The sequence below is a fragment of the Aestuariivirga sp. genome (assembly GCF_046294715.1).
Lineage (GTDB): Bacteria > Pseudomonadota > Alphaproteobacteria > Rhizobiales > Aestuariivirgaceae > Aestuariivirga.
Genome location: NZ_JBKBKI010000002.1, coordinates 128,677 through 153,489, shown reverse-complemented (window position 1 = coordinate 153,489; position 24,813 = coordinate 128,677). Strand labels below are relative to the sequence as shown.

Below are 24,813 nucleotides of genomic sequence, written 5' to 3'. Positions count from 1 at the left end.
ATATCCCTCACTTCTCGCCGATCAGGCTCGCAATCGCATCGGGCGCGCGCCAATGCGGGAGGTGACCGACGCCCGGCATCATGCGTACGGCCACGTTGAAAGGCAGGTTCAGCGCATGATGGGCGGGGATGACGGCATCGTCCCGGAGAAACACGGCCGAGACGGGGATGCCCGCCCCCTCGAGGGCCGACAGGATCGAAAGTGTCTGGCGCCCATCCTCCGCCACTGCGGCGGCAATGGAGCGCAGCTCTCCGCCATGCGTTGAAAGCTGCATCGCAAGTGCTGCCTGAGCCTCCGATGAAAAGGACTCTCCCATAAAGCCGAGCGCGTGGTCAATATGGCCTTCCAGCATCGCCGCGATGAAATCGCCGTTGATCTCCTCGCCGCAGCCGGCGGGCGACAGGAGCGTGAGGGAAAGCGCGCATTGCACGAGACGGGCCGCTATCACGGCGCCGAAGGAATGGCCGACGACGTGGAGTTTGGCGAGGGGCAGGCTTGCGGCGATGGCGCGCGCGATCTCCTCGGGAGACGTCGCCACAGAACTTGTCTCGCCATGACCCGGCAGGTCGGGTGCGTAAGTGCGGTAGCCCCTTGCAGCGAGCTTGCGGCCGAGAGTGGTGAAGCTCTGGGAATCGGCAAAAAGCCCGTGCAGCAGGAGCGCCGATCCCTTCTCGGCACCCTGCGCTTGCCATTCGCGGTAGAAGATACGGCCTTGCGGCGTCTCCACATGATAGGTGGCGCGGGCCGGTCGCAGCGTCACGGCAAGATCGGCCCGCGTAACCCTGCCGTTGCGGCCGCTCCCACGCAATGTGGAGAGGTCAATGCCCTTGCGGCGGGCTTCGGCACGAGCGGCGGTCGAGGCACGCGCGCGTGACCCGGTGCCAAAAGGAGCGGAACGTGGCTCAGCCGCTGGAGCCGGAGCAAGCGCCACCGGGACTTGCGTCGGCCTTGCTTCCCCCACCGCCTCCCCCTCGATTTCGATCCTGGCGATTGCGGCCCCGACAGGAACGACCTGGTCGCTCGCGACCAGCCATTCGATGAGAATGCCATCCTGCAGTGCCGGCACCTCGACGGTCGTCTTGTCACTCTCGACTTCGAGAAGCGTCTCGCCCCGCCTGAACGCCTCGGCCGGCTTCTTGACGATGAGGGCGATTCGGCCCTCCTCCATCGTCTCCCCCAAGCGGGGAAGCGGCATCTCGATCACGCGGCCCATGGCGGCGCGATCCTCTTCACGAGCCAAAGGCCAGCTTCGGCGATGAGCTCGGCGGAGGGAACGGCGCCGCGCTCGAGAGCCGGGGAAACGGGGATCGGAATGTCCTCGCCAGCGATGCGAACAACCGGTTCCTCGAGATAATCGAAGCAGCGTTCCGAAATGCGCGCCGAAAGCTCGGCTGCGAAACCGGACGTCATCACCGCCTCCGTCACCACCATGGCGCGGCCGGTCTTCATCACCGAGCGGATGAAGGTCTCGTCATCGAGCGGATTGAGGCAACGTATGTCGATGACTTCCGCCGATACGCCGTGCGGCGCCAGCGCCTCGGCGGCGGCAAGCGCCTCAAACACCATCCGCGAATAGGTAACGATGGTCACGTCGGCACCCTCCCGGCGGACGACGCACTGGCCCCAGCCACCGTCCGGCTTTTCCGGATCCATGCCTCCCTTTTTCACATAGAGGCCCTTGTGCTCGATGAATATCACCGGGTCTGGGCATCTGAGCGCCATGCGGAGGAGGTGATAGGCATCGTTCACCGTGGCGGGCATCGCCACGCGGAGGCCCGGCACATGGGTGAACCAGGCCTCGAGCGATTGCGAGTGCTGGGCCGCCGCCGAGCGCCCCGTGCCGCCTTGCATGCGCAGCACCATGGGAACGCCGATCTGCCCGCCGAACATGTATCGGCTCTTCGCCGCCTGGTTTGCGACCTGATCCATCGTGAGGCCGGCGAAATCGATGTACATGAGTTCCGCGACCGGGCGGGAGCCTGTCATTGCAGCACCGATGGCTGCGCCGACAATTCCCGCCTCGGCAATTGGCGTGTCGATGACTCGGTGCTCGCCGAACAGCCCGAGAAGCCCTTTGGTGACGCCATAGGCGCCGCCATAAAGGCCGACCTCCTCGCCCATGACGAAGACGGAGGGATCTTCGTTCATCGCGTCGATCAGCGCCTGGCGGAGTGCCTCGCGGTAGGTGGTCTCGACGGCGGCCATCAGCGGCTCTCCCCCAGGATCATGGACAGGTGCTGGCGGAGCGGCCGCGGTGGTGCTTCACCTTCGGCGAAGACGTCGCGGAACATTGTCGAGATCGCCGGCGGATGGGCCGCCACGGCGTGTTCGACGGCGGCGTTCATCTCCGCCTCGATTTCGGCGTCCAGCGAGCGGAGGCTCTCAGCGTCGGCAGTGCCCCGCGCTACGAGCCTGTCGCGCGCCGTGGCGAGCGCATCGCGCCTGCGGCCCTCCGCCTCTTCCGCCTCATCGCGGTAGGGGCTCTTGTCGAGACGGGCATGGCCGAAGAAGCGGTAGCAGTTCAGCGTCAGAAAGCCGGGCCTGCCGTTGCGGGCGGCCGTGACGATTCGCTCGGACGCCTCATGCACCTCTTCAACGTCGCTCCCGTCCACCGCCATGCCGCTGAGACCGCACGCGATGGCACGCTCGTGGAGATTTGGATTGGCCGCCGCGCGGTCGATACGCGTACCCATGCCGTACTGGTTGTTGATGCAGCAGAAGACCACCGGCAGCTTCCACAGCGCGGCCATGTTCATGGCTTCGTAGAGGATGCCCTGCTGCGAGGCGCCATCGCCGAAGAAGGCGACGGAGACATGCGGAAGCTTCCTGTTTCGGTAGGACATGCCGGCGCCGACGACATGGGGAATGCCGCCGCCGACGATGGCATTGGCGCCAAGTGCCCCCAGCGCCATGTCGGCGATGTGCATGGAGCCGCCCTTGCCAGAACAGTAGCCGTCGGCCTTGCCGGCGATTTCGCTCATCATCCGCTTGGGATCCGCACCGCGGGCGATGAAGATGCCATGGCCGCGGTGATGGGTGGTAAAGCTGTCGCCCTGCTCCATGGCACGACAGACGCCGGCGACCGCCTCCTCGCCGATCGACATGTGCAGCATGGAGCCTGCCGACTGGCCGCGCACGAACAGTTCATTCACCCGCTCCTCGAAGCTGCGGATGCGCCGCATGGTGCGATAGAGTTCGAAGAGTAGCTTGTTGCCGCCTGCCGTCATGACGAAGTCCTGCTAGTGAGCCGCGCTTTATGCCCCATTCCGACGGAGCCCGGTAGCCCGTTTCCCGTCGCCGACGAATCTCAACGGTTGCGGAATTCCGGCCTGCGCTTCTCGACGAAGGCCTTCATGCCCTCCTTCTGGTCCTCGGTGGCAAACATCGAGAGGAACAGGCGGCGCTCGAAGCGGGCGCCTTCCGACAGCGAGGTCTCCTGCGCGCGGTTCACCGCCTCCTTTGCCATCATCACGATCGGCTGTGAATAGGAGGCAATCTTGCCCGCCGCTGCGAGCGCTTCCTCCAGCAACCTTTCCGGCGCCACGACACGAGCCACGAGCCCCGAGCGTTCGGCCTCGGCGGCCTCCATCATGCGGCCGGTCAGGATCAGGTCCATCGCCTTTGCCTTGCCGATGAAGCGCGGAAGGCGCTGTGTTCCGCCCGCACCCGGCATGATGCCGAGGGTGATCTCTGGCAGCGCAAAACGTGCCGTTTCCGAGGCGATGATGATGTCGCACATCATGGCGAGTTCGAGCCCGCCACCGAGGCAGAAGCCGGACACGGCGGCGATCACCGGCTTCCTGACCTCCGAAATCCGCGTCCAGCCGTCAAGGAACTTGCCCAGATAGGCGTCTACATAGGTTTTCTCCGCCATCTCCTTCACATCCGCCCCGGCGGCGAAGGCCTTCTCGCTGCCGGCGATGACAGTGCAGCCGATTGCGCCATCGGCCTCGAAGGCGACGAGCGCCTGGTTCAGTTCCGCAATCAGCGCCTCATTCAACGCATTGAGCGCCTGCGGGCGGTTGAGCGTCACGAGCCCCACCGGCCCGCGCGCCTCGACGATGATGTTCTGGTAGGCCATTGAACCGTCCTCAACTCTGGCATTTGCGGCAGTAAAAGGTGGAACGTCCGGACTGGACAAGTCTTGCGATCTTCCTCCCGCAGCGCTGGCAGGACTCGCCCTCCCGGTCATAGACGAGGAAGCGCTGCTGGAAGGCGCCGGCCTCGCCATCGGTATGGGCAAAGTCCTGGAGCGTCGAGCCGCCCGCAGCGATCGCGTCGCTCAACACCTCGCGGATGTGATGCACCAGCGCATTGAGGCGGGGATCATGTCCCTTCCGGCGCACCAGCGTCCGCGCCTTGCGGCGAGGCGACAAGCCGGCGCGGTAGAGCGCCTCGCAGACATAGATGTTTCCCAGTCCAGCCACCACGTGCTGGTCGAGCAGCGCCGCCTTCAGGGGTGCCGCCTTGCCACGGAAGCGGTCGGCCAGATACTCGGCGCTGAAGGCGTTGCCCAGCGGTTCGACGCCAATTCCCGCAAGCAGCTTGTGCGAGGTCGTTTCGTCTTCCGGAAAGATATCCATGACGCCGAAGCGGCGGGGATCGGTGTAGATGACGCGGGTTCCGTCGTCCAGGCCGAGCACGACGTGGTCGTGGCTGCCCTCACCGCCCTCGCCCGCACCTGCCTCGAAGTAGAATTCGCCGAGATTGCGTGCGCCCGCGGGCGACAGCACGGTGAAACGCCCGGTCATGCCAAGATGGATAAGGAGGATGTCGCCCGAGTCCAGGCTGACGAGGATGTATTTCGCACGGCGTGAGAGCGAGGTGATCGTCCTTCCGGTCAATCTTTCCGCGAAGCGCTCCGGAAAGGGGAAGCGCAGGCCGGGGCGCTTCAGGAGCACCCCCTCGATGCGGCGCCCCTCGAGCGCGGGCTTCAGGCCCCGCATGACGGTTTCGACTTCTGGAAGTTCCGGCATAGGCCCGTCTTACACCGGTTTACAGGTGGGCTGGCAAGCCCGGAGCGAAGCTCTTTTCACCGGGGTTATTTGCGGGCATAAGCGGCGCGGTTTCAAGGCAGGGGTTTCTCATGTCCAAGTTCGTTCCGCGCGTCTTCTCCGGCATGCAGCCAACGGGAAATCTGCATCTCGGGAACTATCTGGGCGCCATGCTGAACTGGATCCACATGCAGGACACGCATGAATGCATCTACTGCGTGGTGGACATGCATGCGATCACCGTCTGGCAGGACCCCGCGGAGCTCCGCAAGGCCATCGTGGACGTGACTGCGGCTTATCTCGCCTGCGGCCTCGATCCCCGGAAGAGCATCATCTTCAACCAGTCGCAGGTGGCGGAACATGCCGAACTGGCCTGGATACTCGGCTGCGTCGCCCGCATCGGCTGGCTGAACCGAATGACCCAGTTCAAGGAAAAGGCTGGCAAGGACAAGGAGGCGGCCTCAGTCGGTCTTTACACCTACCCGGTGCTGATGGCGGCCGACATCATCGGGTACCAGGCGACTCATGTGCCCGTGGGAGAGGACCAGAAACAGCACCTCGAACTGGCGCGGGACATCGCCAACAGGTTCAACATCGACTATGCCGATGCGATCAAGGCCGCCGGCTTTGCGGACGGCGTCTTCTTCGTGACGCCGGAACCCTACATCACCGGGCCGGCGACGCGGGTGATGAGCCTCCGGGACGGGACAAAGAAGATGTCGAAGTCGGACCCCTCCGACCTGTCGCGGCTCAACCTCACGGACGATGCCGACACCATCGCCAGGAAAATCCGGAAAGCCAAGACCGACCCCGAGCCCCTCCCTTCCGAAGCCGACGGCCTCAAGGGCCGTCCGGAGGCGGACAATCTCACCGGGATCTATGCCGCACTTTCGGGAGAAAGCATCGAGAAGGTGCTGGCACAATATGGCGGCGGCCAGTTCTCGGTGTTCAAGAATGCGCTGGCTGAACTTGCGGTTGCAAAGCTGGGACCGGTGGGCGAGGAGACGAAGCGCCTGCAGGCCGACCGGGCCTATGTCGAAGCGGTGCTGAAGGACGGCTCGGAACGGGCCCGCGCCATCGCCGCGCCGATCGTGCGGCAGGTGCGGGAGATCGTGGGCTTCATCGTTTCCTGACGGGCAGCAACCCTCAAGGAGTTTGAAATGATTCTAAGCTGGGGCTATATGTAATTCCCGAGTAGAGGAATCGGACATGTTCATCCAGACGGAAGCGACGCCAAACCCCGCCACCCTGAAGTTCCTTCCCGGAAAGCCTGTGCTCCCGGGGGGTACGCGGGATTACCGGGATGCCGAGACGGCGGCCGAGTCACCGCTGGCGCAGAAGCTGTTCTCGGTGAGGGGGGTTTCCGGGGTCTTTCTCGGTCAGGATTTCATCACCGTCACCAAGTCGGGTGGGGAATGGCAGCACCTCAAGCCCGCGATACTGGGCCTCATCATGGACCATTATCTCTCCGGCGCCCCGGTGCTGCTCGGCGCCAAATCAAAGGCGGAGGAGGACGGCGATGAGTTCTTCGAGGAGGGGGACGCCGAGATCGTCACCGCCATCAAGCAACTGCTGGATACGCGTGTGCGGCCGGCCGTGGCGCAGGATGGCGGCGACATCACCTTCCACGGCTTCCGGGAGGGTGTCGTCTACCTGAACATGAAGGGCTCCTGTGCGGGCTGTCCAAGCTCGACCGCAACCCTGAAGCACGGCATCGAGAACCTGCTCCGCCATTTCGTGCCGGAAGTGAACGAAGTCAGGGCCGTTTGACGCCGCCCTTCCGGGCGGCCTATCACGCCGCCTCATGAAGATCCTCGCCCTCGATACGGCCATGGCCGCCTGCTCGGCCGCCGTGGTCGACACGGAACGACGGCAGCCTCTCGCCGCGGCTTTCGCCGCGATGGCGCGCGGTCATGCCGAGGCGCTGGCGCCGATGGTGGCAGAGGTGCTCGCAAGGTCCGGCTTCGACCTGCGCCACATCGACCGCATCGCCGTGACCACCGGGCCGGGGACCTTCACCGGCGTGAGGATCGGTCTTTCCTTTGCGAGGGGACTGGGGCTTGCACGCCACTTGCCGGTGATCGGCATCGACAGTCTTTCGGCCGTAGCAGCAAACGAGAGCACGGAAGCCCCGCTTCTCGTCGTGGCGGATGCCCGCAACGGGGAAGTTTACGCCGCGAGGTTCGATGTGGCACGGCGGCGGCTGTCGGGACCAGCCATCCGCAGCATCGATCATGCCGCAGATGACGCGGAGCCGGGGACCCTCCTCATCGGGACGGCCGCGCGCACGGTGCTGGAAGCAAGCGGACGCAGCGATCTGAAGCATTCCGCCGCGGGAGACCTTCCGGTGGCGGCCCGGTTTGCGGCGCTTGCGGCCGAGATGATACCGGGGGCCATGCCTTCGCCCCTCTATCTCCGGGCTCCCGACGCAAAGCCGCAATCGGGCGGCCTCGGGCGCGCAGGAGCACTCACCTTCCAATCGGTTTCCCTCCCTGGGGCCTTTCTCCTCGCGAGCCTCCACGCGGAGGCCTTCGAGGAGGGCTGGAGCGCAGGTTCCTTCGAGGACATGCTCGGCATGCCGGGTGCGGCCGCCGAGATCGCCCTCGAGCATGGCGAGCCGGTCGCATTCCTCCTCACCCGCAGGGCTGCCGACGAGGCCGAGATCATCACCATCGGAACGAGGCCCGCGGTACAGCGGCGAGGCGTCGCGCAGCAGCTCCTGGCACATCGGCTGAAGGCGCTGGCGGGCGAAGGCGTGCGGCGCATCTTTCTGGAGGTCGCCGCCGGGAACGCGCGGGCGCAGGCGCTTTACAGGGCCGCCGGTTTCGAGGAGGCAGGCCGCCGCAAGAATTATTACCTGCGGAAGGACGGAAGGGAAGACGCGATCATCATGCGCCGGGAGCTCTCCCCTTGAGCGGAGTGAGGCCCTGGTTGGTGCTGGCGCTCTTCGCAGCGGTCACCGTGCCGCTGATGCCCCTTCAGCAATTCTTTCTCTGGGTCTGGCCGCGCATGGCCAGGTTATTCCCGATGCACTATCACCGGCTCGTCTGCCGCCTCCTCGGCGTGAGGCTCGAGATCGTCGGGAGACCTCCGGAGAAAGGGCCGCTCCTCATCGTCAGCAACCATGTGAGCTGGCTGGATATCCTGGTGCTGAGCGCGCTGGCACCCGTGTCCTTCGTGGCAAAGCGCGAGGTGAACGGCTGGCCCTTCTTCGGCACCCTGGCCCGGTTGCAGCGGACGGTCTTCGTCGACCGGGACCGCCGCCACGCCACCGGCAACTCGCGGGAGGAGATGCAGGAGCGCCTCAAGTCCGGTGACATCCTCGTGCTGTTCCCGGAAGGCACCTCAAATGACGGACGCCGCGTGCTGCCGTTCAAGAGCTCCTTCTTCGGTGCGGCCGAGACAGAGGGCGTGCTGGTGCAGCCGGTGACGCTCGCCTATCGCGGCCACAGGAACCTGCCCATGAACAGGAGGATCATGCCCTCCTACGCCTGGTATGGCGACATGGAGCTGGCGCCCCATTTGATCGGTGCGCTGGCGGCTGGACCCATTGAAGTGGCGGTGATCTGCCATGCGCCGCTCTCGCTCAGCGGCGAGCTGAACCGCAAGGCGCTGGCCCGCCATGCCGAGGAGGAGGTGCGCCGGGGTCTCTCCCTGGCGCTTCACGATCCGGGCAAAATCCGCTAGAGGCCTCGCCATGGAACGCCCGACAAAGAAGGTCTTCGTCAAGACCTATGGATGCCAGATGAACGTCTATGACAGCGCCCGCATGCGCGACGTTCTGAGCCCGTTGGGCTATGCCGAAGCGGCGAGCCCCGAGGAGGCCGATCTGGTCATCCTCAACACCTGCCATATCCGTGAGAAGGCTGCGGAGAAGGTCTATTCCGAGCTCGGAAAGATCCGGAAGATGAAGCGGGCCCGGGCCGAGCAGGGAAGCGAGATGCTGATCGCCGTGGCCGGCTGCGTGGCACAGGCCGAGGGCGAGGAGATCGTGAGGCGCGCGCCCGCCGTAGACCTCGTCTTCGGCCCCCAGACCTACCACCGCCTGCCGCAGCTCCTGGCGCGGAAGGCGGCCGGCGAAAAGGCCGTGGTCGAGACAGAGTTTCCGGCTGAAGACAAGTTCGGAGAGCTTCGCCGCGCGAACACATCGCCCGGCAAGGGCGTCGCCGCATTCCTGACGATCCAGGAGGGTTGCGACAAATTCTGCACTTTCTGCGTCGTGCCCTATACGCGTGGCGCAGAGTTTTCGCGGCCGGTGGAGCAGGTGCTCGCCGAAGCCCGGAAGATGGCCATGCAAGGGGTGAAGGAATTCACCCTGCTCGGCCAGAACGTCAATGCCTATCACGGAACGGACCGGCGGGGCCGCGACACGGGCCTCGCCGGGCTCGTCGCCGAACTGTCACGGATCGAGGGTATCGAACGGCTTCGCTACACCACCAGCCACCCCCGCGACATGACGGAAGATCTGATCGCCGCCCATGCGGAGAATCCGAAGCTGATGCCGTATCTGCATCTGCCCGTGCAGTCCGGCAGCGACGCTGTCCTGAAAGCCATGAACCGGGGCCATACGGCCGAGGACTATGCCCGAGTGGTGGGAAGGATCAGGGCGGCGAGGCCCGACATTGCCCTGTCCGGCGATTTCATCGTCGGCTTTCCCGGTGAGACCGCGACGGACTTCGAGGCGACGCTCGCACTGGTCCGCGAGCTCGGCTATGCCAGCGCATTCTCGTTCAAATATTCGCCGCGTCCCGGCACGCCGGCCGCGGGCCACGAGAACCAGGTCCCTGAGCCGGAGAAATCGGCCCGTCTCCAAATTCTCCAGGCCCTGATCCATGAGCAGCAGACGGCTTTCAACGCAGCTCTGGTGGGCAAGACCCTTCCCGTCCTCCTCGAGAAGCCGGGCCGCCTCCCGGGACAGATCGTCGGCCGATCGCCCTATCTCCAGCCGGTCCACATCCAGGCTGAAAAAACCCTTATCGGACAGATCGTGGATACCCACATAACGGGGGTTGGAACCAACAGTCTTTCGGGCCATTATGCCCGTGCAGCGTAAACACGGAGAATCGATTCCCTTGAATCCGCCCGTCACTGCGGCCCAGCTCGGCAGCCCCAAGACCGGCTCCCGGCATGAAGAATCGGAAATCCTCACCCTTTCCTTCGACGACAATCGCCTCTTGTCCCTGCTCTGCGGCGAGCATGACGAGAACCTCGCCATCCTTGAGCATCGCCTCGACGTCGACATCACGCCACGCGGCAACCGCCTGGCGGTACGCGGCGGCGAAAGCGGGCGGAACGCGGCGCGCGACGTCCTGATGGCGCTCTACAACCGGGCGCGCCGCGGGCTCGACATCACCAAGGGTGAAGTCGAGGGCGCGATCCGTATGCGCGAGGCGCAGGAGACGAACATTCCCGGCGGGGCTATCCGCACGCGCCGCAAGCTGGTCATGGCCCGCACACCGACCCAGGGCGCCTATATCGAGGCGATCCGGCGCAACGAGCTTGTCTTCGGCATCGGTCCCGCCGGCACAGGCAAGACCTATCTGGCGGTGGCCTGCGCCGCCGAGGCGCTGATGAACGGCGAGGTGGACAGGATCGTGCTGTCGCGGCCGGCCGTCGAGGCCGGCGAGCGGCTGGGTTTCCTGCCCGGGGACATGAAGGAGAAAGTCGATCCCTATCTCCGTCCGCTCTACGACGCTCTCTACGACATGATGCCGGCGAGCCTCGTCGCCAAGGGTATCGCGGAGAACCAGATCGAGATCGCGCCGCTCGCCTTCATGCGCGGGCGCACGCTGTCCTCGGCGTTCATCATTCTCGACGAGGCGCAGAACACCACGCCTCAGCAGATGAAGATGTTTCTTACCCGTCTCGGCGAGGGAAGCCGCATGGTGGTGACGGGCGATCCCACCCAGGTCGACCTTCCTCCCGGCGTGACCTCGGGCCTTTCCGATGCGGTGTCGGTGCTGAAGGGCGTCCAGGGCGTGGGGTCCGTCGGCTTCAGCAATGCCGACATCGTGCGCCACGCGCTGGTTGGCCGCATCGTAGCGGCCTATGACAAGAAGGCGCCCAAGCAGAAGAAATGACCGTGACGATTGAGGTCGAGGACGAGTCCTGGCGGGAGCTGTTGGGCCTTGAAGATCTCGCGCTCAGGGCCGCCGCAGCGGCTCTTGCAGGTGCCGGAAAGGCGCTGGGGGAGGGGGAGGTCGCGCTTTTGTTCACGAGCGATTCCGCAGTTGCAGAACTCAATGCGGAGTGGCGGGGCAAGGCAGGTGCCACGAACGTGCTGTCCTTTCCTTCTGCGCCGGACATGCCGGTGCCGGCAGGCGAGCGCCGCCCATTGGGCGATATCGTGCTGGCGCATGGGGTGATCGCCCGGGAAGCGCGGGAGCAAGGCAAGACGTTGCACGCGCATACATCGCATCTTATTGTCCATGGCGTTTTGCATCTGCTCGGCTACGACCATGAAGACGAACAGGAGGCCCTGGACATGGAGCGCCTCGAAACCGGCATTTTGAAGGGACTGGGCATTCCCGACCCCTATGAACGAGACTGACGAGACCGGCAGCGCGGCAGCGCCCGAAAGCGGCCGGGAAAGCCTCTGGCAGCGGCTCCGGAGCCGCTTCAGCCGCAGCCGCGATGTGGGGCTGCGCGAGAGCCTGGCGGGAGCCATCGAGAGCCATGAGGCGCTGAACCCCGGAGAGACGGTGGGGCAGGAAGCCAAGTCGATGATGCTCAACATCATCGAGTTCTCGAGCCTGCGCGTGGATGACGTCATGGTGCCGCGCGTCGACATCGTCGCCATTGACGAGGCGGACACGATGCGGGAGCTGCTCGAGAAGTTCATCGATGCCAATCACTCGCGCATGCCGGTCTACCGCGAAACGCTCGACGGCGTCACCGGGATGATTCACGTCAAGGATTTGCTGCGCTGGATGGCTCAGCGCGGGGCCAAGAAGCGCAAGAGCGCCAATCCGGAGCGCAAGTCTCCCGCCGGGCTGAGTATCGCGGCCTCGGAACTCTCAACGCCTGTCAAAGAGGCCGGCCTCAGCCGCGACGTCCTCTTCGTACCGCCCTCCATGCCCGCGACCGATCTCCTCGTGCGCATGCAGGCGAGCCATACCCACCTGGCGATCGTCATCGACGAATATGGCGGGACGGAAGGTCTCGTCTCGATCGAGGATCTCGTCGAAGTGATCGTCGGCGACATTTCGGACGAGCACGACACCGAGGAGAACCTTGAAATCAAGCCGGTTGAAGAGAAAATCTACGCCGCCGACGGGCGCGTGGACCTGTCGGCGCTCGAAGAGCTTCTCGGGGTAGACCTGCTTCCGGAGGATGAAGAGGAGGAGGCCGACACTCTCGCCGGACTGATCTTCAAGATCGCAGGACGGGTGCCGACGCGGGGAGAGATCATCCGCCACGACAGCGGGCTCGAATTCGAGATTCTCGACTCGGACCCCCGCCGTGTAAAGCGCGTACGGATCAATGCACGGAATGCGGAGGCGCGAAGCGGCGAATTTGCCGGACCCGGGGATGCATCCTAGATTAACGTTCCTGCTTCGTTCTTGACCCTGGGGAGGACAGCTGCTAAGTCATGCCTGCAACTTCGGGTGGGCCATGACATCTCGTTCTGCCACAGTGGCGTTTCAGGGCATTGATGCAGTTCCGGTGGACGTACAGGCCCAGTTTCTCTCCGGCCTCGTGCAGTTCAACGTCGTCGGCCTCGGTGACAAGGCGGTGGCAGAAAGCCGTGAACGGGTGCGGGCAGCCCTTCACGCAATCGGACTGGCGCTGCCGGGCAAACGCCTGATCGTTAACCTCTCCCCGGCAGATCTCCCCAAGGAGGGCAGCCATTATGACCTGCCGATCACACTTGCGGTGCTCTCCGGCCTCGGCATCATTCCGCAGGACTTCCTCACTCGTTATGTGGCAATGGGCGAATTGGCGCTCGACGGGGCAATCCTCGGTGTTTCGGGCGTGCTGCCGGCGGCGATCGCCGCCAATGCAAGGGACATGGGCCTCATCTGTCCCAAAGTCTCAGGACCGGAGGCGGCGTGGGCGGGAGAGGACGCCGACATACTGGCACCCGAAAATCTCATCCAGCTCATCAATCACGTGAAGGGCACGCAGGTGCTCACGCGGCCCAAGCCGGCGATCTCGCGCCAGGCTGAGCAGCTCCCGGACCTGAAGGACATCAAGGGCCAGGAAATGGCCAAGCGTGCGATCGAGGTAGCGGCTGCAGGCGGCCACCACATGCTGATGGTGGGCCCACCGGGTGCGGGCAAGTCGATGCTGGCACAGCGCATGCCGTCGATCCTGCCGCCGATGGACTCGCGCGAGATGCTGGATGTGAGCATGATCGCCTCGCTCGCCGGCGAGCTTTCGGGTGGCCAGGTCTCGCGCAGGAGGCCGTTCCGGGCGCCGCATCACTCCGCCAGCATGCCTGCCCTCGTCGGGGGTGGCTTGCGGGCCAAGCCTGGGGAAATGGCCCTTGCTCACCACGGCGTGCTGTTTCTCGATGAGTTTCCCGAGTTTCAGCCGCGCGTACTCGAATCCCTGAGACAGCCGATGGAGACGGGAGAGACGGTCGTAGCCCGAGCCAATTACCATGTTACCTATCCGGCGCGCTTCCAGCTGATCGCCGCCATGAATCCCTGCAAATGCGGAATGGCCGGCGAGCCCGGCCACGTGTGCCGCAATGGGCCGCGCTGTGCTGCCGACTACCAGGCGAGGCTTTCCGGCCCCCTTATTGACCGCATGGACATCCAGATCGAACTGCGCGCCGTGAAGGCCTCCGAACTGACCTTGCCGCCCCCTAAGGAGACCAGCAGCGACGTTGCCGCGCGGGTGTTCGCCGCCAGGCAGATCCAGGTGCAGCGCTTCGTGAACATCGGAAAACCGGAGCTTCGCACCAATGCCCAAGCGGATGGCGCCTTGCTCGAGGACATCGCGACGCCGGACCCCGCCGGCCTCAAGCTTCTGAGCGAGGCTGCCGATGCGATGAATCTCTCTGCCCGCGGCTATCACCGTGTACTGCGCGTGGCGCGCACCCTTGCCGACCTTGACCGGAGGGAGGAGGTTTCGCGCATCCACGTAGCGGAGGCCCTGAGCTACCGCCAGAAACTGGCGGCCTTCCAGACGGCCGCCTGATGGATGGTTCCGCGCTTCATGAAGCGTTTACCCTGTCCGGTGCCTGTAAGGCTTTGGAAATTCCGCTGTGGCATGGGATTCCCCATGCCATCGATCGAGCGCGCCGCCGACCCACGCGAGACGTCCCTGCCCGCCCACGAACTGGCGCAGGACCAGGGCGTGATCCGGGCGCTTGCTGATCTGGGTCGCGCTGGTTACCCGCCGCTGGTCTTCAGCGCTGCGATCGGGGTTCTCCTCGGCGGCGCGGCCTGGCTCCTCTTTTCTTCTCCTGAGGAAGTTTCGGCCGGCCTCAAGCCCATGGTCATCGGCCTCTTCGCACTCCTGATCTTCCTCCTGGGGCTCGCCATCCGGCGCAGCAACAGGAACCGTCTTGCCGTCGTCGCGACCGCAGTCACGGCGCTGCAGGAAGCGCGCATGAAGGCAGAAGCCTCGCGCATCGCCACCTCGCGCTTCCTCGCCATCACCAGCCACGAGATCCGCACGCCGATGAATGGCATCATCGGGATGGTCGGTCTTCTGCTCGAGACCCCGCTGTCCCCCGAGCAGCGCAACTACGCCAAGACGGCGGAGGCGTCGGCGCGGGCCCTGCTGTCGATCGTCGACGAACTGCTCGACAGCTCGAAGGCGGAGCGCGGCGATCTTGCCGTGGCCTCCGAGCCCTTCGATCTTCCAGCGCTGATCGAATCCGTCACCGAGCTCCTGGCGCCGCGTGCCCATGCGAAGGGTCTTGAAATCTCCTGCTTCGTTTCCCGAGACCTGCCTGAGCAGATTCTCGGCGACGAGAAGCGCCTCCGCCAGGTTCTGTTCAATCTATCCGGAAACGCCATCAAGTTCACGGCTGAAGGGGGGGTGGCCATCGAAGCCGAGAAGACCGGCGACGGCCGTCTCAGGCTCGCGGTAAGGGATACGGGAATCGGAATCCGCCAGGAGGAACAGGACAGGATCTTCGAGGAGTTCACGCAGGCGAACGACGACACGCGGAGGCTCTTCGGTGGCACCGGCCTCGGACTGGCGATCTCGCGCAAACTCGTGAAGGCGATGGGCGGGGAAATCGTGGTTCGGTCGGCAGTGGGAAAGGGCTCCGTATTCGAGGTGACGCTTCCCTTGGCTGCTGACGATCCCCCTGCGATTCAGAGGCCGCTCGAAGGCCGCGACTACCTGATAGCAGCGGCGCGCGGACTCACGACAGAGCATCTCAGCCGGACACTCGAAGAGCACGGCGCCCGGGTGTCCTGGCTCGACCCGGCGCCGGGGGAAGCCTCGATTGAGCTTGGCGCATGCCTCACCGGCGGCATCCTTTGCGATTGCGAAACCGCGCAATCCGTGAGGAGCAGGCTGGGAGAACAAGCCCCGCAGCGGATATACGTGCTGATGCGGACGGAAGAGCGCCGCCAGTTCAGCGCGCTTCTAGCGCCTCCCTACTCCGGCTATCTGCTGAAGCCCTTCAGGCGGCAGTCACTGCTGCGGCTGATGACACGGCGCGACGATGGCTTGATCTCCTCGGCCGTGCAAGACTTGCGGGCGCTGCTCAAGCATCAGCGCCAGCCTTCTTCCATTTCGGTCATCTTGGCGGAAGACAATCCGGTCAACGCGCTCCTGGCGCAAACCATGCTCGAGCGTACCGGCTACGTCGTCACCCATGTGATCAACGGCCAGCAAGTGCTGGACCTCCTCGCAGGCGGCATGAAGCCGGACCTCATCATCATGGACGTCGAAATGCCGATGCTGGATGGGCTGGAAACCACGCGGCGCATCCGGGACGCCGAGGTCGGGACTGAGGCACCCCGCGTTCCGATCCTGGCCCTCACGGCAAATGCCCAGCGAGAGGACATTGCGGAATGCCTGGCGGCAGGAATGGACGGACACCTCTCGAAGCCCTTCGACGCCCGCGACCTCGACGAGGCGATCGCCCGGTTGGTGGCCGCACGACAGTCAGCCGCCTGAGCCGGGGTGGGAACTTTCATCCTGGTGCGGTCTGTGGCAAAGACCGGAAAAGGAGTGAACAACGCTGCCACACAGGACCGACATTCGCGCTGAACGGGGGAACCTGATCCTGCGTCAGGCCAGCGGAGCCTCGGAGATCGAGGCCTGCCAGCGCCTGCGCTACAGGGTCTTCTATGAGGAACTCGGCGCCACGGCACAGGGCGATTCGGCCGAGCGGCACATCGACAGTGACCGTTTCGATGCGATCTGCGATCACCTGGTGGTCATCCAGCCATCGGCTGCTCAGGGCCCCGAGGCCATTGTGCTGGACGATGGCGAACTCGTCGGTACCTACCGCCTCCTACGCCAGGACGTAGCCGAGGCACATGGCGGTTTCTACAGCGAGAGCGAGTTCGACATTCGGCCCCTGATCCGGGCGCATCCGCAGCTCCGCTTTCTCGAACTCGGCCGCTCCTGCGTGCTGAAACCGTTTCGCACGAAGCCTGTCGTCGAGCTCCTGTGGCAAGGCATTTGGGATTATGTGCGTGCCCACGACATGCACGTCATGCTGGGTTGCGCGAGCCTCGAGGGAACCGATCCGGAAGAGCATGCCCTCGCCCTCACCTTCCTGGCGCGCCATGCGGCTGCTCCAGAGGAATGGAGGGTCCGGGCGCTACCGCAGCGCTATACCGAGATGAACCGGCTTGCAGCCGTCGATGAACTCGACCAGCGCCATGCCCTGAAGGACCTGCCGCCGCTCATCAAGGGCTATCTCCGGCTCGGCTGCTACATCGGCGAAGGGGCGGTCGTCGACGAGCAGTTCAACACCATCGACGTACTCATCGTCCTCCCGGTGTCAGCGATCAACGCCCGTTATTTCGCCCGTTTCGGGCAGCCTAGCGGTTGATGTCATAGGCGGCGATGGCCGCGAGGTTGAGAATCTCGGAGGCTGTCGCCGACATCGACGCAATCTGCACCGGGCGGTCGAGCCCGGTGAGCAACGGCCCGACCACGGTGACGCCGCCGAGCTGTTGCAACATCTTGGTGGAGATCGAGGCGGAATGCGCCGCCGGCATGACCAGGACGTTGGCAGGCCCCGTGAGCCGGCAGAACGGATAAAGCGCCATCGCCTCGCGAGAGAGCGCGACGTCGGCCGCCATTTCCCCGTCATACTCGAAGTCCACGTGTCGCCGGTCGAGAACCGCCACCGCGTTCCTCACATATTCCGCGCGCTCGCCACGCGGATAGCCAAAGGTGGAGTAGGACAGGAAAGCCACCCGCGGCTCATAGCCGAAGCGGCGGGCCACGCCGGCGGCTTCGAGGGCGATATCGGCCAGTTCCTCCGCAGAAGGCAGCTCGTGAATCGAGGTGTCGGCGATGAAGACGGTCCGGCCGCGGACCAGCGCCATGGAAACGCCGATCGGCCGGTGGCCCGGGCGGTGGTCGATCGCCTGGCGCACATTGTCGAGAGCCAGCGAGAAGTTGCGGGTGAGACCCGTCACCAGCGCATCGGCATCACCCATCGCCACCATGCAGGCCGCAAACACGTTGCGGTCGAGATTCACCATGCGCTGGCAATCGCGGAACAGGAAGCCGTTCCGCTGCAGGCGATCATAGAGAAAGTTTGCATAATCAACGTTGCGATCCGAAATGCGGGCATTGAGGACTTCCACATTCTCGTGCAGTTCGAGGCCGCTGCTTGCCAGAGTCTTATCCACTTCCGTTTCGCGGCCGATGAGAATGGCACGCCCCAGGCCGGCGCTGGCAAAGCTGTTGGCGGCGCGGATCATCCGATCCTCCTCGCCTTCCGCGAAGACGACGCGCTTGGGTGCCACACGCACCTTTTCGAATACGCTCTGCAGCGTTCCTGCAATAGGATCGAGGCGTGCCGAAAGAGCGTTGGCATATTCGTCAAGATCGGCGATGTGGCGGCGGGCGACACCGCTCTCCATGGCCGCCTTGGCAACCGCCACCGGAACGGTCGAGATCAGGCGCGGGTCGAAAGGGACCGGGATCAGGTAGTCCCGCCCGAAGAAGGGTCGCGAGCCGTGATAGGCCGCCGCCACCTCGTCCGGCACATCTTCGCGCGCCAGTCCCGCCAGAGCCTCGGCAGCAGCGATCTTCATTTCATCGTTGATGGTGCGGGCGCGCACGTCTAGGGCACCCCGGAAGATGTATGGGAAGCCCAGCACATTATTGATCTGGTTCGGATAATCGGAACGCCCCGTCGCCATGATCGCGTCCTTCCGCACTTTCAGGACCTCCTCCGGAAGAATCTCGGGGTCCGGGTTGGCCATGGCGAAGATAATGGGGTTGGGCGCCATGCTCTTCACCATGTCCGGCGTCAGAGCCCCGGCGACCGAGAGACCGAAGAAGACATCGGCACCTTCCAGCGCATCAGCGAGGGAGCGCGCCTTGGTTTCCACGGCGTGGGCCGATTTCCACTGGTTCATGCCCTCCGTGCGGCCCTGGTACACCACACCCTTGGAGTCGGCGAGGATCACGTTCGAATGCGGAACACCGAGCGACTTGATCAGCTCGACGCAGGCGATGGCGGCCGCTCCGGCACCGTTGCAAACGATCTTTGCCGTCTTGAGGTCACGCTTGGTCAGATGCAGCGCATTGATGAGACCGGCGGTGGCGATGATGGCGGTGCCGTGCTGATCATCGTGAAAGACCGGAATATCCATCATTTCGCGCAAGCGCTGCTCGATGATGAAGCAGTCCGGTGCCTTGATGTCCTCGAGATTGATGCCCCCGAAGGAGGGGCCGAGGTAGCGCACGGCAGAAATGAACTGGTCGACGTCCTTCGTATCGACCTCGAGATCGATCGAGTCGACGTCCGCGAAGCGCTTGAACAGCACCGCCTTTCCTTCCATGACGGGCTTCGACGCCAAGGCGCCGAGATCTCCCAGCCCGAGGATCGCCGTGCCGTTCGAGATCACCGCTACCAGATTCCCCTTCGCGGTGTAGTCATAGGCGGTTTCCGGCTTTTCGGCGATCCGGCGGACGGGAACGGCGACACCAGGGCTGTAGGCGAGCGAGAGGTCGCGCTGGGTCGCCATGGGCTTGGTGGGGGTGATCTCGAGCTTGCCGGGCTTGCCGCGCTGATGGAATTGCAGCGCCTCCTCGTCGGTGAAGGTCGGACGGCGCGGTTTCTGATCCATGTGCAAAGCCCTGAAAAGTCAACTTCCTGCTCCAGGGGGAGACTAGAGAGGCCGAGGACGACACTCAAGCCTTGCGAAAAGGCAGCTTGTGCCCCTTTGGTCGATTCCTGCTATGGAGAGCGCATGAAGGAGACGGAACAAAGGGATGAGGAGGCGGGGGAAGAGGCACTCCAGCGTGCCACCCCCGTCATGACCCAGTTCCTGGTGCTGAAACAGGGAAATCCGGGGAGCTTGCTGTTCTTCCGAATGGGCGACTTCTACGAGTTGTTCTTCGAGGACGCCGAGATCGCCGCCAATGCCCTCGGCATTGCCCTGACCAAGCGCGGCAAGCATCTGGGACAGGACATACCCATGTGCGGGGTTCCGGTGCACGCCGCCGACGCCTATCTCCAGAAGCTGATCCGGCTGGGCCACCGCGTTGCCGTCTGCGAGCAGCTGGAGGACCCCGCCGAGGCGCGCAAGCGCGGCTCCAAGGCCGTAGTCAAGCGCGACATCGTCCGCCTGGTCACACCCGGAACGCTGACCGAGGACAATCTCCTCGATTCCCGCAGCCACAATTTCCTGGCAAGCATCTCGCGCCACAAGGCCGGCGGCGAGATCGCGCTTGCCTGGGCAGACATCAGTTCCGGCGAATTCGCCGTGATGTGCTCCGCCGAAGGCAGGCTCACCGCGGATCTCACCCGCCTCGAGCCAAGAGAGATCATCACACCCGAGGCACTCCTGGCCGACCCGGCGATCTCCGGGCTGCTCGAGAAGGCGGGGGCTCCGGTCACGCCGCTTTCGCAGGCCCGCTTCGATTCGGTAGTCGCCGAACGCCGCCTCAAGCAGCAGTTTGACGTGGCAGCCATCGAGGGTTTCGGCAGCTTCACGCGTGCCGAGATTTCGGCGCTGGGCGGCCTCCTCGACTATGTTGTCGTGACCCAGGCCGGACGTGTCCCCCATCTGCGTCCGCCGCGGCGCGAACTCCCCTCAACCCTTCTGCTGATCGATCCCGCCTCGCGCGCCAATCTGGAGCTCACGAGGACCTTGGCCGGAGAAAGGCGCGGCAGCCTTCTTTCCGTCATCGACTTTGCAGTCACAGCCGCGGGGTCGCGCTGCATAGCCTCGCGCCTTTCCAATCCGCTCTGCGACCCCTATGCCATCGCCAGCCGCCTCGACGAGGTCTCGCATTTCGTGAACGATCCGGGACTTCGCGAGGATGTTCGGCGCGGGCTCGCAGCCATGCCCGACCTCGAGCGCGCGCTGGGGCGCATTGCGGTGGGACGCGGCGGCCCGCGCGACCTCGCATCGATCCGCGATGCGCTGGTCACGGCGGCGGGCCTTGCCCGGCGGCTCGACGCAAGCGCCGGAATTGGCGGTCTGCCGCAGGGTCTGGGCGACATGGCCGATACGCTGGGCTGGAGCGATCTGGACCTCGCGCAGGACCTCGACCGCGCGCTTGCCGAAGAGCTGCCGCCCTTCGCGCGCGACGGCGGTTTCATCAGGGCCGGCTATTCGACCGAACTTGACGAAAACCGCGCACTACGGGACGAGACGCGCCACGTGATCGCCGGATTGCAGGCCCGCTATTGCGAGCGGACGGGCGCAAAGTCGCTCAAGGTAAAGCACAACAACGTCCTGGGTTACTTCATCGAGGTTCCCGTCTCGGCTGCGCCGGCGTTGCAAAGGGCCGGAGGTGATGAACCGTTCATTCACCGGCAAACGGTGGCGAGCGCCGTTCGCTTCGTCACGGCCGAACTTTCCTCCCTCGACCAGCGCATCGCTGCCGCCGGAGAACGGGCCCTGGCACTCGAACAGGAAATCTTTGCTGGCCTTGCTGCCCGAGTAACGAACCGCCGCGATCTTCTCTCGCGGGTCGCGGACGCGGCCGCACAGCTCGATGCGTCGGCAGCTCTCGCCGAAGTGGCCGAGCGGCGCCGTTATGTCAGGCCGCGCGTCGACGGGTCCACCCGTTTCACCATCAAGGCAGGACGGCACCCGGTCGTCGAGGCAGCGCTCCAGGAGGGGGCCGCGGGTTCTTTCGTGGCGAATGACTGCGAGATCTCGGGCGAGGAGAAGCGGCTCTGCCTTCTCACTGGCCCCAACATGGCAGGCAAGTCCACCTATCTGCGCCAGAACGCACTCATCGTGATCATGGCACAGATGGGTTCCTTCGTTCCGGCGGCGGAGGCCCATTTCGGTGCCGTCGACCGTCTGTTCAGCCGTGTCGGGGCTGCCGATGACCTCGCGCGCGGGCGCTCCACCTTCATGGTGGAGATGGTCGAGACAGCCGCGATCCTGAATCAGGCGACCGAACGCTCCTTCGTCATCCTCGACGAAATCGGCCGCGGCACGGCGACCTATGATGGTCTATCCATCGCCTGGGCGACGCTCGAGCATCTTCATGGCGTAAACAGGTGCCGCACGCTGTTCGCCACCCATTATCATGAACTGACCCAGCTTGGAGCGAAGCTCCCACACCTCGCCAATGCGACGATGAAGGTTCGGGAGTGGCAGGATGAGATCATCTTCCTGCACGAGGTGGTGGCGGGCGTCGCCGACCGTTCCTACGGAATCCACGTGGCCCGGCTCGCCGGCCTTCCCGCTACCGTCATCAGCCGCGCTCGGAAGGTTCTGGAGCGGCTCGAGCGCGAGGGCGGCAAGGTGCCGGTTTCGGGTCTTGTTGAGGAGCTGCCGCTTTTCGCCGCAGCTTGCCCGCCTCCTCCGCCACGTGAAAACGCAGTGGAAAAGAGATTAGCAGAGGTTCACGCGGATGAGCTCTCGCCACGGGAGGCGTTGGCGCTTGTCTATGAACTGAAGGCTATTCTGGCAGCCGGGACCGCATGAAGCAGCCACTCTCCGCGCCATCGTCCATCGACCGTGAGGGGTTGCGGGAACAACTCGCGGCAGCGCGGACCCGGAGCGGATTGGAGCAATCGACCCTGCGACCCGCGGTCGTCGCGGTCCTGAAGGCGTGCCTGGAGCAGGCCCATGCGCGTGCCGAGCGGCAGCTTATCGCCGACGGCGACGGAACGCGCTGCGCGGAATTTCTCAGCCGAGCGGAGGATGAAATCATCCGCAGCCTGTTCGAGCTGGCCACCTCGGAACTCTTTCCCGCCGCCCTGGCGGAAGAGCGGATCGCCGTGGTCGCGGTCGGGGGATATGGGCGGGGCACGCTGGCGCCGGGCTCCGATATCGACCTCCTCTTCCTGTTACCCGCCCGCCAGTCAGCTCGGGTGCAGGGCATGGTGGAGTTCATCCTCTATTGCCTGTGGGACACCCGCCAGAAGGTCGGCCACGCGACGCGCAGCATCGACGAATGCATCAGGCTGGCGAAATCGGACAACACGATACTCACCGCCATTCTCGAGGCACGCTTCATATGCGGAGATGAGAAGTTGTTCGAGAGGCTGGTCGCGGACTTCCGACTCGAAATCGTCTCCTCGGGTGCCAAAGAGTTCATCGCCGACAAGCTCGCCGAGCGAGATCACCGTCACCTCAAGGTGGGCGAAAGCCGCTATCTCGTCGAGCCCGACGTGAAGGATGGCAAGGGAGGACTGCGAGATCTCAACACGCTGTTCTGGATCGCCAAGTATCTCTACGCCACCAACTCCACTGATGAACTCGCGAAAAAAGGTGCCTTTTCCCGCGAGGAGCTTTCGACCTTCAAGAAGTGCGAGCGCTTCCTGTGGGCTGTTCGCTGCCACCTGCATTTTCTATCGAAGCGCGGCAATGACCGCCTGAGCTTTGACCGTCAGTCCGACATCGCCGAGCGTCTGGGGTACAAGGCACATGGCGGCCTGAAGCATGTCGAGCGCTTCATGAAGCACTATTTCCTCGTGGCAAAGGACGTGGGAGACCTCACGCGCATCCTCTGTGCGAGCCTCGAGGCTCGCCAGGTCAAGGAGGTGCCGGTGCTGGGCAGGGTTCTCGGTCGGCTGATCACGAGAACCTCAGGCACGCTGCGGGATGCTCCCTCCTTCCGGATCGAAAGCGGCCGTGTTGTTCCGTGCGCGCCGGATGTTTTTGAAGAGGATCCGGTGAACATGATCCGCCTCTTCGCCGCAGCGGGGCGGCATGGAGCTGAGATTCATCCCGACGCCATCAAGCAGCTGCGAAAGTCGCTCGGTCTCATCCGCGGCATACTCGATGACCCTGAGGCCAATGCCATTTTCCTTGAGTTGCTGACCACGAGCCAGGATCCTGCGATCGTGCTGCGCATGATGAACGAGGCAGGCGTGCTCGGCCGCTTCATCCCCCCCTTTGGACGCATCGTCGCCATGATGCAGTTCAACATGTACCATCATTATACGGTCGACGAGCATCTTATTCGCGCGGTTGGGCACCTCTCGGCCATCGAAAGCGGCCATCTCTCCGAAGACCATCCGCTGTCGACCGCCATTTTCCCGACCATCACCAGCAGGCGGCTCCTTTATGTCGCCGTGTTCCTGCACGACATCGCCAAGGGACGGAAGGAGGATCACTCGGTCGCAGGGGAACGGATCGCTCTTGAACTCTGCCCCAGGCTGGGGCTCACTGCCTCCGAAACCGAGACCGTGGCCTGGCTCATCCGGCACCATCTGCTGATGAGCGAAACGGCGCAGATGCGTGACCTCAACGACTTCAAGACCATTCTCGACTTCTGTTCCGTGGTGCAGAGCCTCGAAAGGCTGAAACTTCTGGTGATCCTCACAGTCGCCGACATCCGTGCCGTAGGTCCGGGCGTATGGAACGGCTGGAAGGGGCAGCTCCTCCGCACGCTCTATGCCGAAGCGGAGCCTGTGCTGACAGGTGGCCACACCGCCGTCTCCCGCAAGGATCGGATCGCCGAGTCGCAGGCAGCGTTCTTCGCACACATGAGGAAGTGGAGCGAGAACGAGAAGATACTGTACGCTGCACGCCACTATGACGCCTACTGGCTTGGCACGACGACAGCAAAACAGGTGAAGCACGCCCAGCTGATCTCCGAAGCGCCCCCGAAAAGCGTCGTCACCGGTATCGAGACCGATGCCTTCACCGCCATCACGGAACTCACAATCTATGCGCCCGACCACCCGCGGTTGCTGGCACTCATCACGGGCGCCTGCGCGGCCGCCGGTGCCAACATCGCCGGCGCACAGATCTTCACGACAACCGACGGGATGGCGCTCGACACCATCCTGATCCAGCGCGAGTTCTCCTCCGAAGAAGACGAGATGCGCCGCGGCGAGCGCATCGCCGAGCTCGTTCGCAAAGCGCTGCGTGGAGAACTGTGGCTGAAGGAGGCGGTGGCGCGCGCCTACAAGCCCCAGCAACGCATAAGAGCCTTTACGGTCGAGCCGCGCGTCATCATCGACAACCACTCCTCCAACCGTTTCACGGTGATCGAGATCAACGGGCTCGACAGGATCGGCCTCCTCTATGATCTCACCGAGGCGCTCTACAAGCTCAACCTCAACATCGCCTCGGCACACGTCACCACCTTCGGCGAGAAAGCGATCGACGTCTTCTACGTGACGGATCTCACCGGCGCCAAGATCGAGAACGCCACGCGGCACAAACAGATCGAGCACGCCCTCGGGCATGTCTTGAAGCCGCCTCAGCCCCCAGCAGCGAAGGCCTGA

The 24,813-nt window shown here is 64.4% G+C and carries 19 protein-coding genes; 13 read left to right on the top strand and 6 right to left on the bottom strand.

The genetic code is table 11. The features are described from left to right. Positions 1-7 precede the first annotated feature (7 nt). The 5 genes from ACK4HL_RS02480 to mutM all read right to left on the bottom strand — a co-directional run bounded on the left by ACK4HL_RS02480 (position 8) and on the right by mutM (position 4,976). Positions 8-1,213: an alpha/beta fold hydrolase gene (locus tag ACK4HL_RS02480; protein ID WP_409756401.1), complete on the bottom strand. Its 1,206-nt coding sequence runs from the start codon at positions 1,211-1,213 to the stop codon at positions 8-10. Further along, a complete protein-coding gene (locus tag ACK4HL_RS02475) occupies positions 1,201-2,205 on the bottom strand; it encodes an alpha-ketoacid dehydrogenase subunit beta (protein ID WP_409756399.1) in 1,005 nt (334 codons plus the stop codon). The genes ACK4HL_RS02480 and ACK4HL_RS02475 overlap by 13 nt, the downstream gene beginning before the upstream one ends. Next, positions 2,205-3,227 carry a thiamine pyrophosphate-dependent dehydrogenase E1 component subunit alpha gene (locus ACK4HL_RS02470; RefSeq protein ID WP_409756397.1) on the bottom strand — a complete coding sequence of 341 codons (1,023 nt, stop codon included), beginning with the start codon at positions 3,225-3,227 and terminating at the stop codon, positions 2,205-2,207. Before ACK4HL_RS02470 ends, ACK4HL_RS02475 begins: the two co-directional genes overlap by 1 nt. An 80-nt stretch (positions 3,228-3,307) precedes the next feature. Further along, positions 3,308-4,081: an enoyl-CoA hydratase gene (locus ACK4HL_RS02465; RefSeq protein WP_409756395.1), complete on the bottom strand. Its 774-nt coding sequence runs from the start codon at positions 4,079-4,081 to the stop codon at positions 3,308-3,310. 10 nt (positions 4,082-4,091) lie between these two features. Beyond that, positions 4,092-4,976 carry a bifunctional DNA-formamidopyrimidine glycosylase/DNA-(apurinic or apyrimidinic site) lyase gene (gene mutM / locus ACK4HL_RS02460; protein ID WP_409756393.1) on the bottom strand — a complete coding sequence of 295 codons (885 nt, stop codon included), beginning with the start codon at positions 4,974-4,976 and terminating at the stop codon, positions 4,092-4,094. A 110-nt stretch (positions 4,977-5,086) separates the two neighbouring features. Here mutM and trpS point away from each other — a divergent pair, with 110 nt between their 5' ends. The 11 genes from trpS (at position 5,087) to ACK4HL_RS02405 (ending at position 16,971) form a co-directional block, all read left to right on the top strand. Further along, positions 5,087-6,127, top strand: a complete 1,041-nt coding sequence (trpS, locus tag ACK4HL_RS02455; protein WP_409756391.1) for a tryptophan--tRNA ligase — start codon at positions 5,087-5,089, stop codon at positions 6,125-6,127. Positions 6,128-6,203: 76 nt separating this feature from the next. Continuing rightward, positions 6,204-6,764: a NifU family protein gene (locus ACK4HL_RS02450; RefSeq protein WP_409756389.1), complete on the top strand. Its 561-nt coding sequence runs from the start codon at positions 6,204-6,206 to the stop codon at positions 6,762-6,764. Positions 6,765-6,798: 34 nt separating this feature from the next. Continuing rightward, positions 6,799-7,908, top strand: coding sequence for a tRNA (adenosine(37)-N6)-threonylcarbamoyltransferase complex dimerization subunit type 1 TsaB (gene tsaB / locus ACK4HL_RS02445; RefSeq protein ID WP_409756387.1), 1,110 nt, complete (start codon positions 6,799-6,801; stop codon positions 7,906-7,908). A gap of 5 nt (positions 7,909-7,913) precedes the next feature. Then, on the top strand, positions 7,914-8,681 hold the full coding sequence (locus ACK4HL_RS02440) for a lysophospholipid acyltransferase family protein (protein ID WP_409756561.1): 768 nt from the start codon (positions 7,914-7,916) through the stop codon (positions 8,679-8,681). 10 nt (positions 8,682-8,691) lie between these two features. Next, positions 8,692-10,047: a tRNA (N6-isopentenyl adenosine(37)-C2)-methylthiotransferase MiaB gene (gene miaB, locus ACK4HL_RS02435; RefSeq protein ID WP_409756385.1), complete on the top strand. Its 1,356-nt coding sequence runs from the start codon at positions 8,692-8,694 to the stop codon at positions 10,045-10,047. Beyond that, positions 10,031-11,074: a PhoH family protein gene (locus ACK4HL_RS02430; protein WP_409756383.1), complete on the top strand. Its 1,044-nt coding sequence runs from the start codon at positions 10,031-10,033 to the stop codon at positions 11,072-11,074. The genes miaB and ACK4HL_RS02430 overlap by 17 nt, the downstream gene beginning before the upstream one ends. Further along, positions 11,071-11,544, top strand: a complete 474-nt coding sequence (gene ybeY / locus ACK4HL_RS02425; RefSeq protein WP_409756381.1) for an rRNA maturation RNase YbeY — start codon at positions 11,071-11,073, stop codon at positions 11,542-11,544. Before ACK4HL_RS02430 ends, ybeY begins: the two co-directional genes overlap by 4 nt. After that, positions 11,531-12,535: a hemolysin family protein gene (locus ACK4HL_RS02420; RefSeq protein ID WP_409756379.1), complete on the top strand. Its 1,005-nt coding sequence runs from the start codon at positions 11,531-11,533 to the stop codon at positions 12,533-12,535. The genes ybeY and ACK4HL_RS02420 overlap by 14 nt, the downstream gene beginning before the upstream one ends. A 73-nt stretch (positions 12,536-12,608) precedes the next feature. Continuing rightward, positions 12,609-14,141, top strand: coding sequence for a YifB family Mg chelatase-like AAA ATPase (locus tag ACK4HL_RS02415; RefSeq protein WP_409756377.1), 1,533 nt, complete (start codon positions 12,609-12,611; stop codon positions 14,139-14,141). 72 nt (positions 14,142-14,213) lie between these two features. Next, a complete protein-coding gene (locus ACK4HL_RS02410; RefSeq protein WP_409756375.1) occupies positions 14,214-16,085 on the top strand; it encodes an ATP-binding protein in 1,872 nt (623 codons plus the stop codon). Positions 16,086-16,149: 64 nt separating this feature from the next. Next, complete coding sequence (locus tag ACK4HL_RS02405) at positions 16,150-16,971, top strand: GNAT family N-acetyltransferase (RefSeq protein WP_409756560.1); 822 nt, start codon at positions 16,150-16,152, stop codon at positions 16,969-16,971. Here ACK4HL_RS02405 and ACK4HL_RS02400 read toward each other — a convergent pair. Then, entirely contained in the window at positions 16,961-19,231 is a 2,271-nt protein-coding gene (locus ACK4HL_RS02400) for an NADP-dependent malic enzyme (RefSeq protein WP_409756373.1), read from the bottom strand. The genes ACK4HL_RS02405 and ACK4HL_RS02400 overlap by 11 nt on opposite strands. 123 nt (positions 19,232-19,354) lie before the next feature. Between ACK4HL_RS02400 and mutS the strand changes: the two genes are divergently transcribed. After that, a complete protein-coding gene (mutS, locus tag ACK4HL_RS02395; RefSeq protein WP_409756371.1) occupies positions 19,355-22,057 on the top strand; it encodes a DNA mismatch repair protein MutS in 2,703 nt (900 codons plus the stop codon). Beyond that, positions 22,054-24,813, top strand: coding sequence for a [protein-PII] uridylyltransferase (locus ACK4HL_RS02390; protein WP_409756370.1), 2,760 nt, complete (start codon positions 22,054-22,056; stop codon positions 24,811-24,813). The genes mutS and ACK4HL_RS02390 overlap by 4 nt, the downstream gene beginning before the upstream one ends.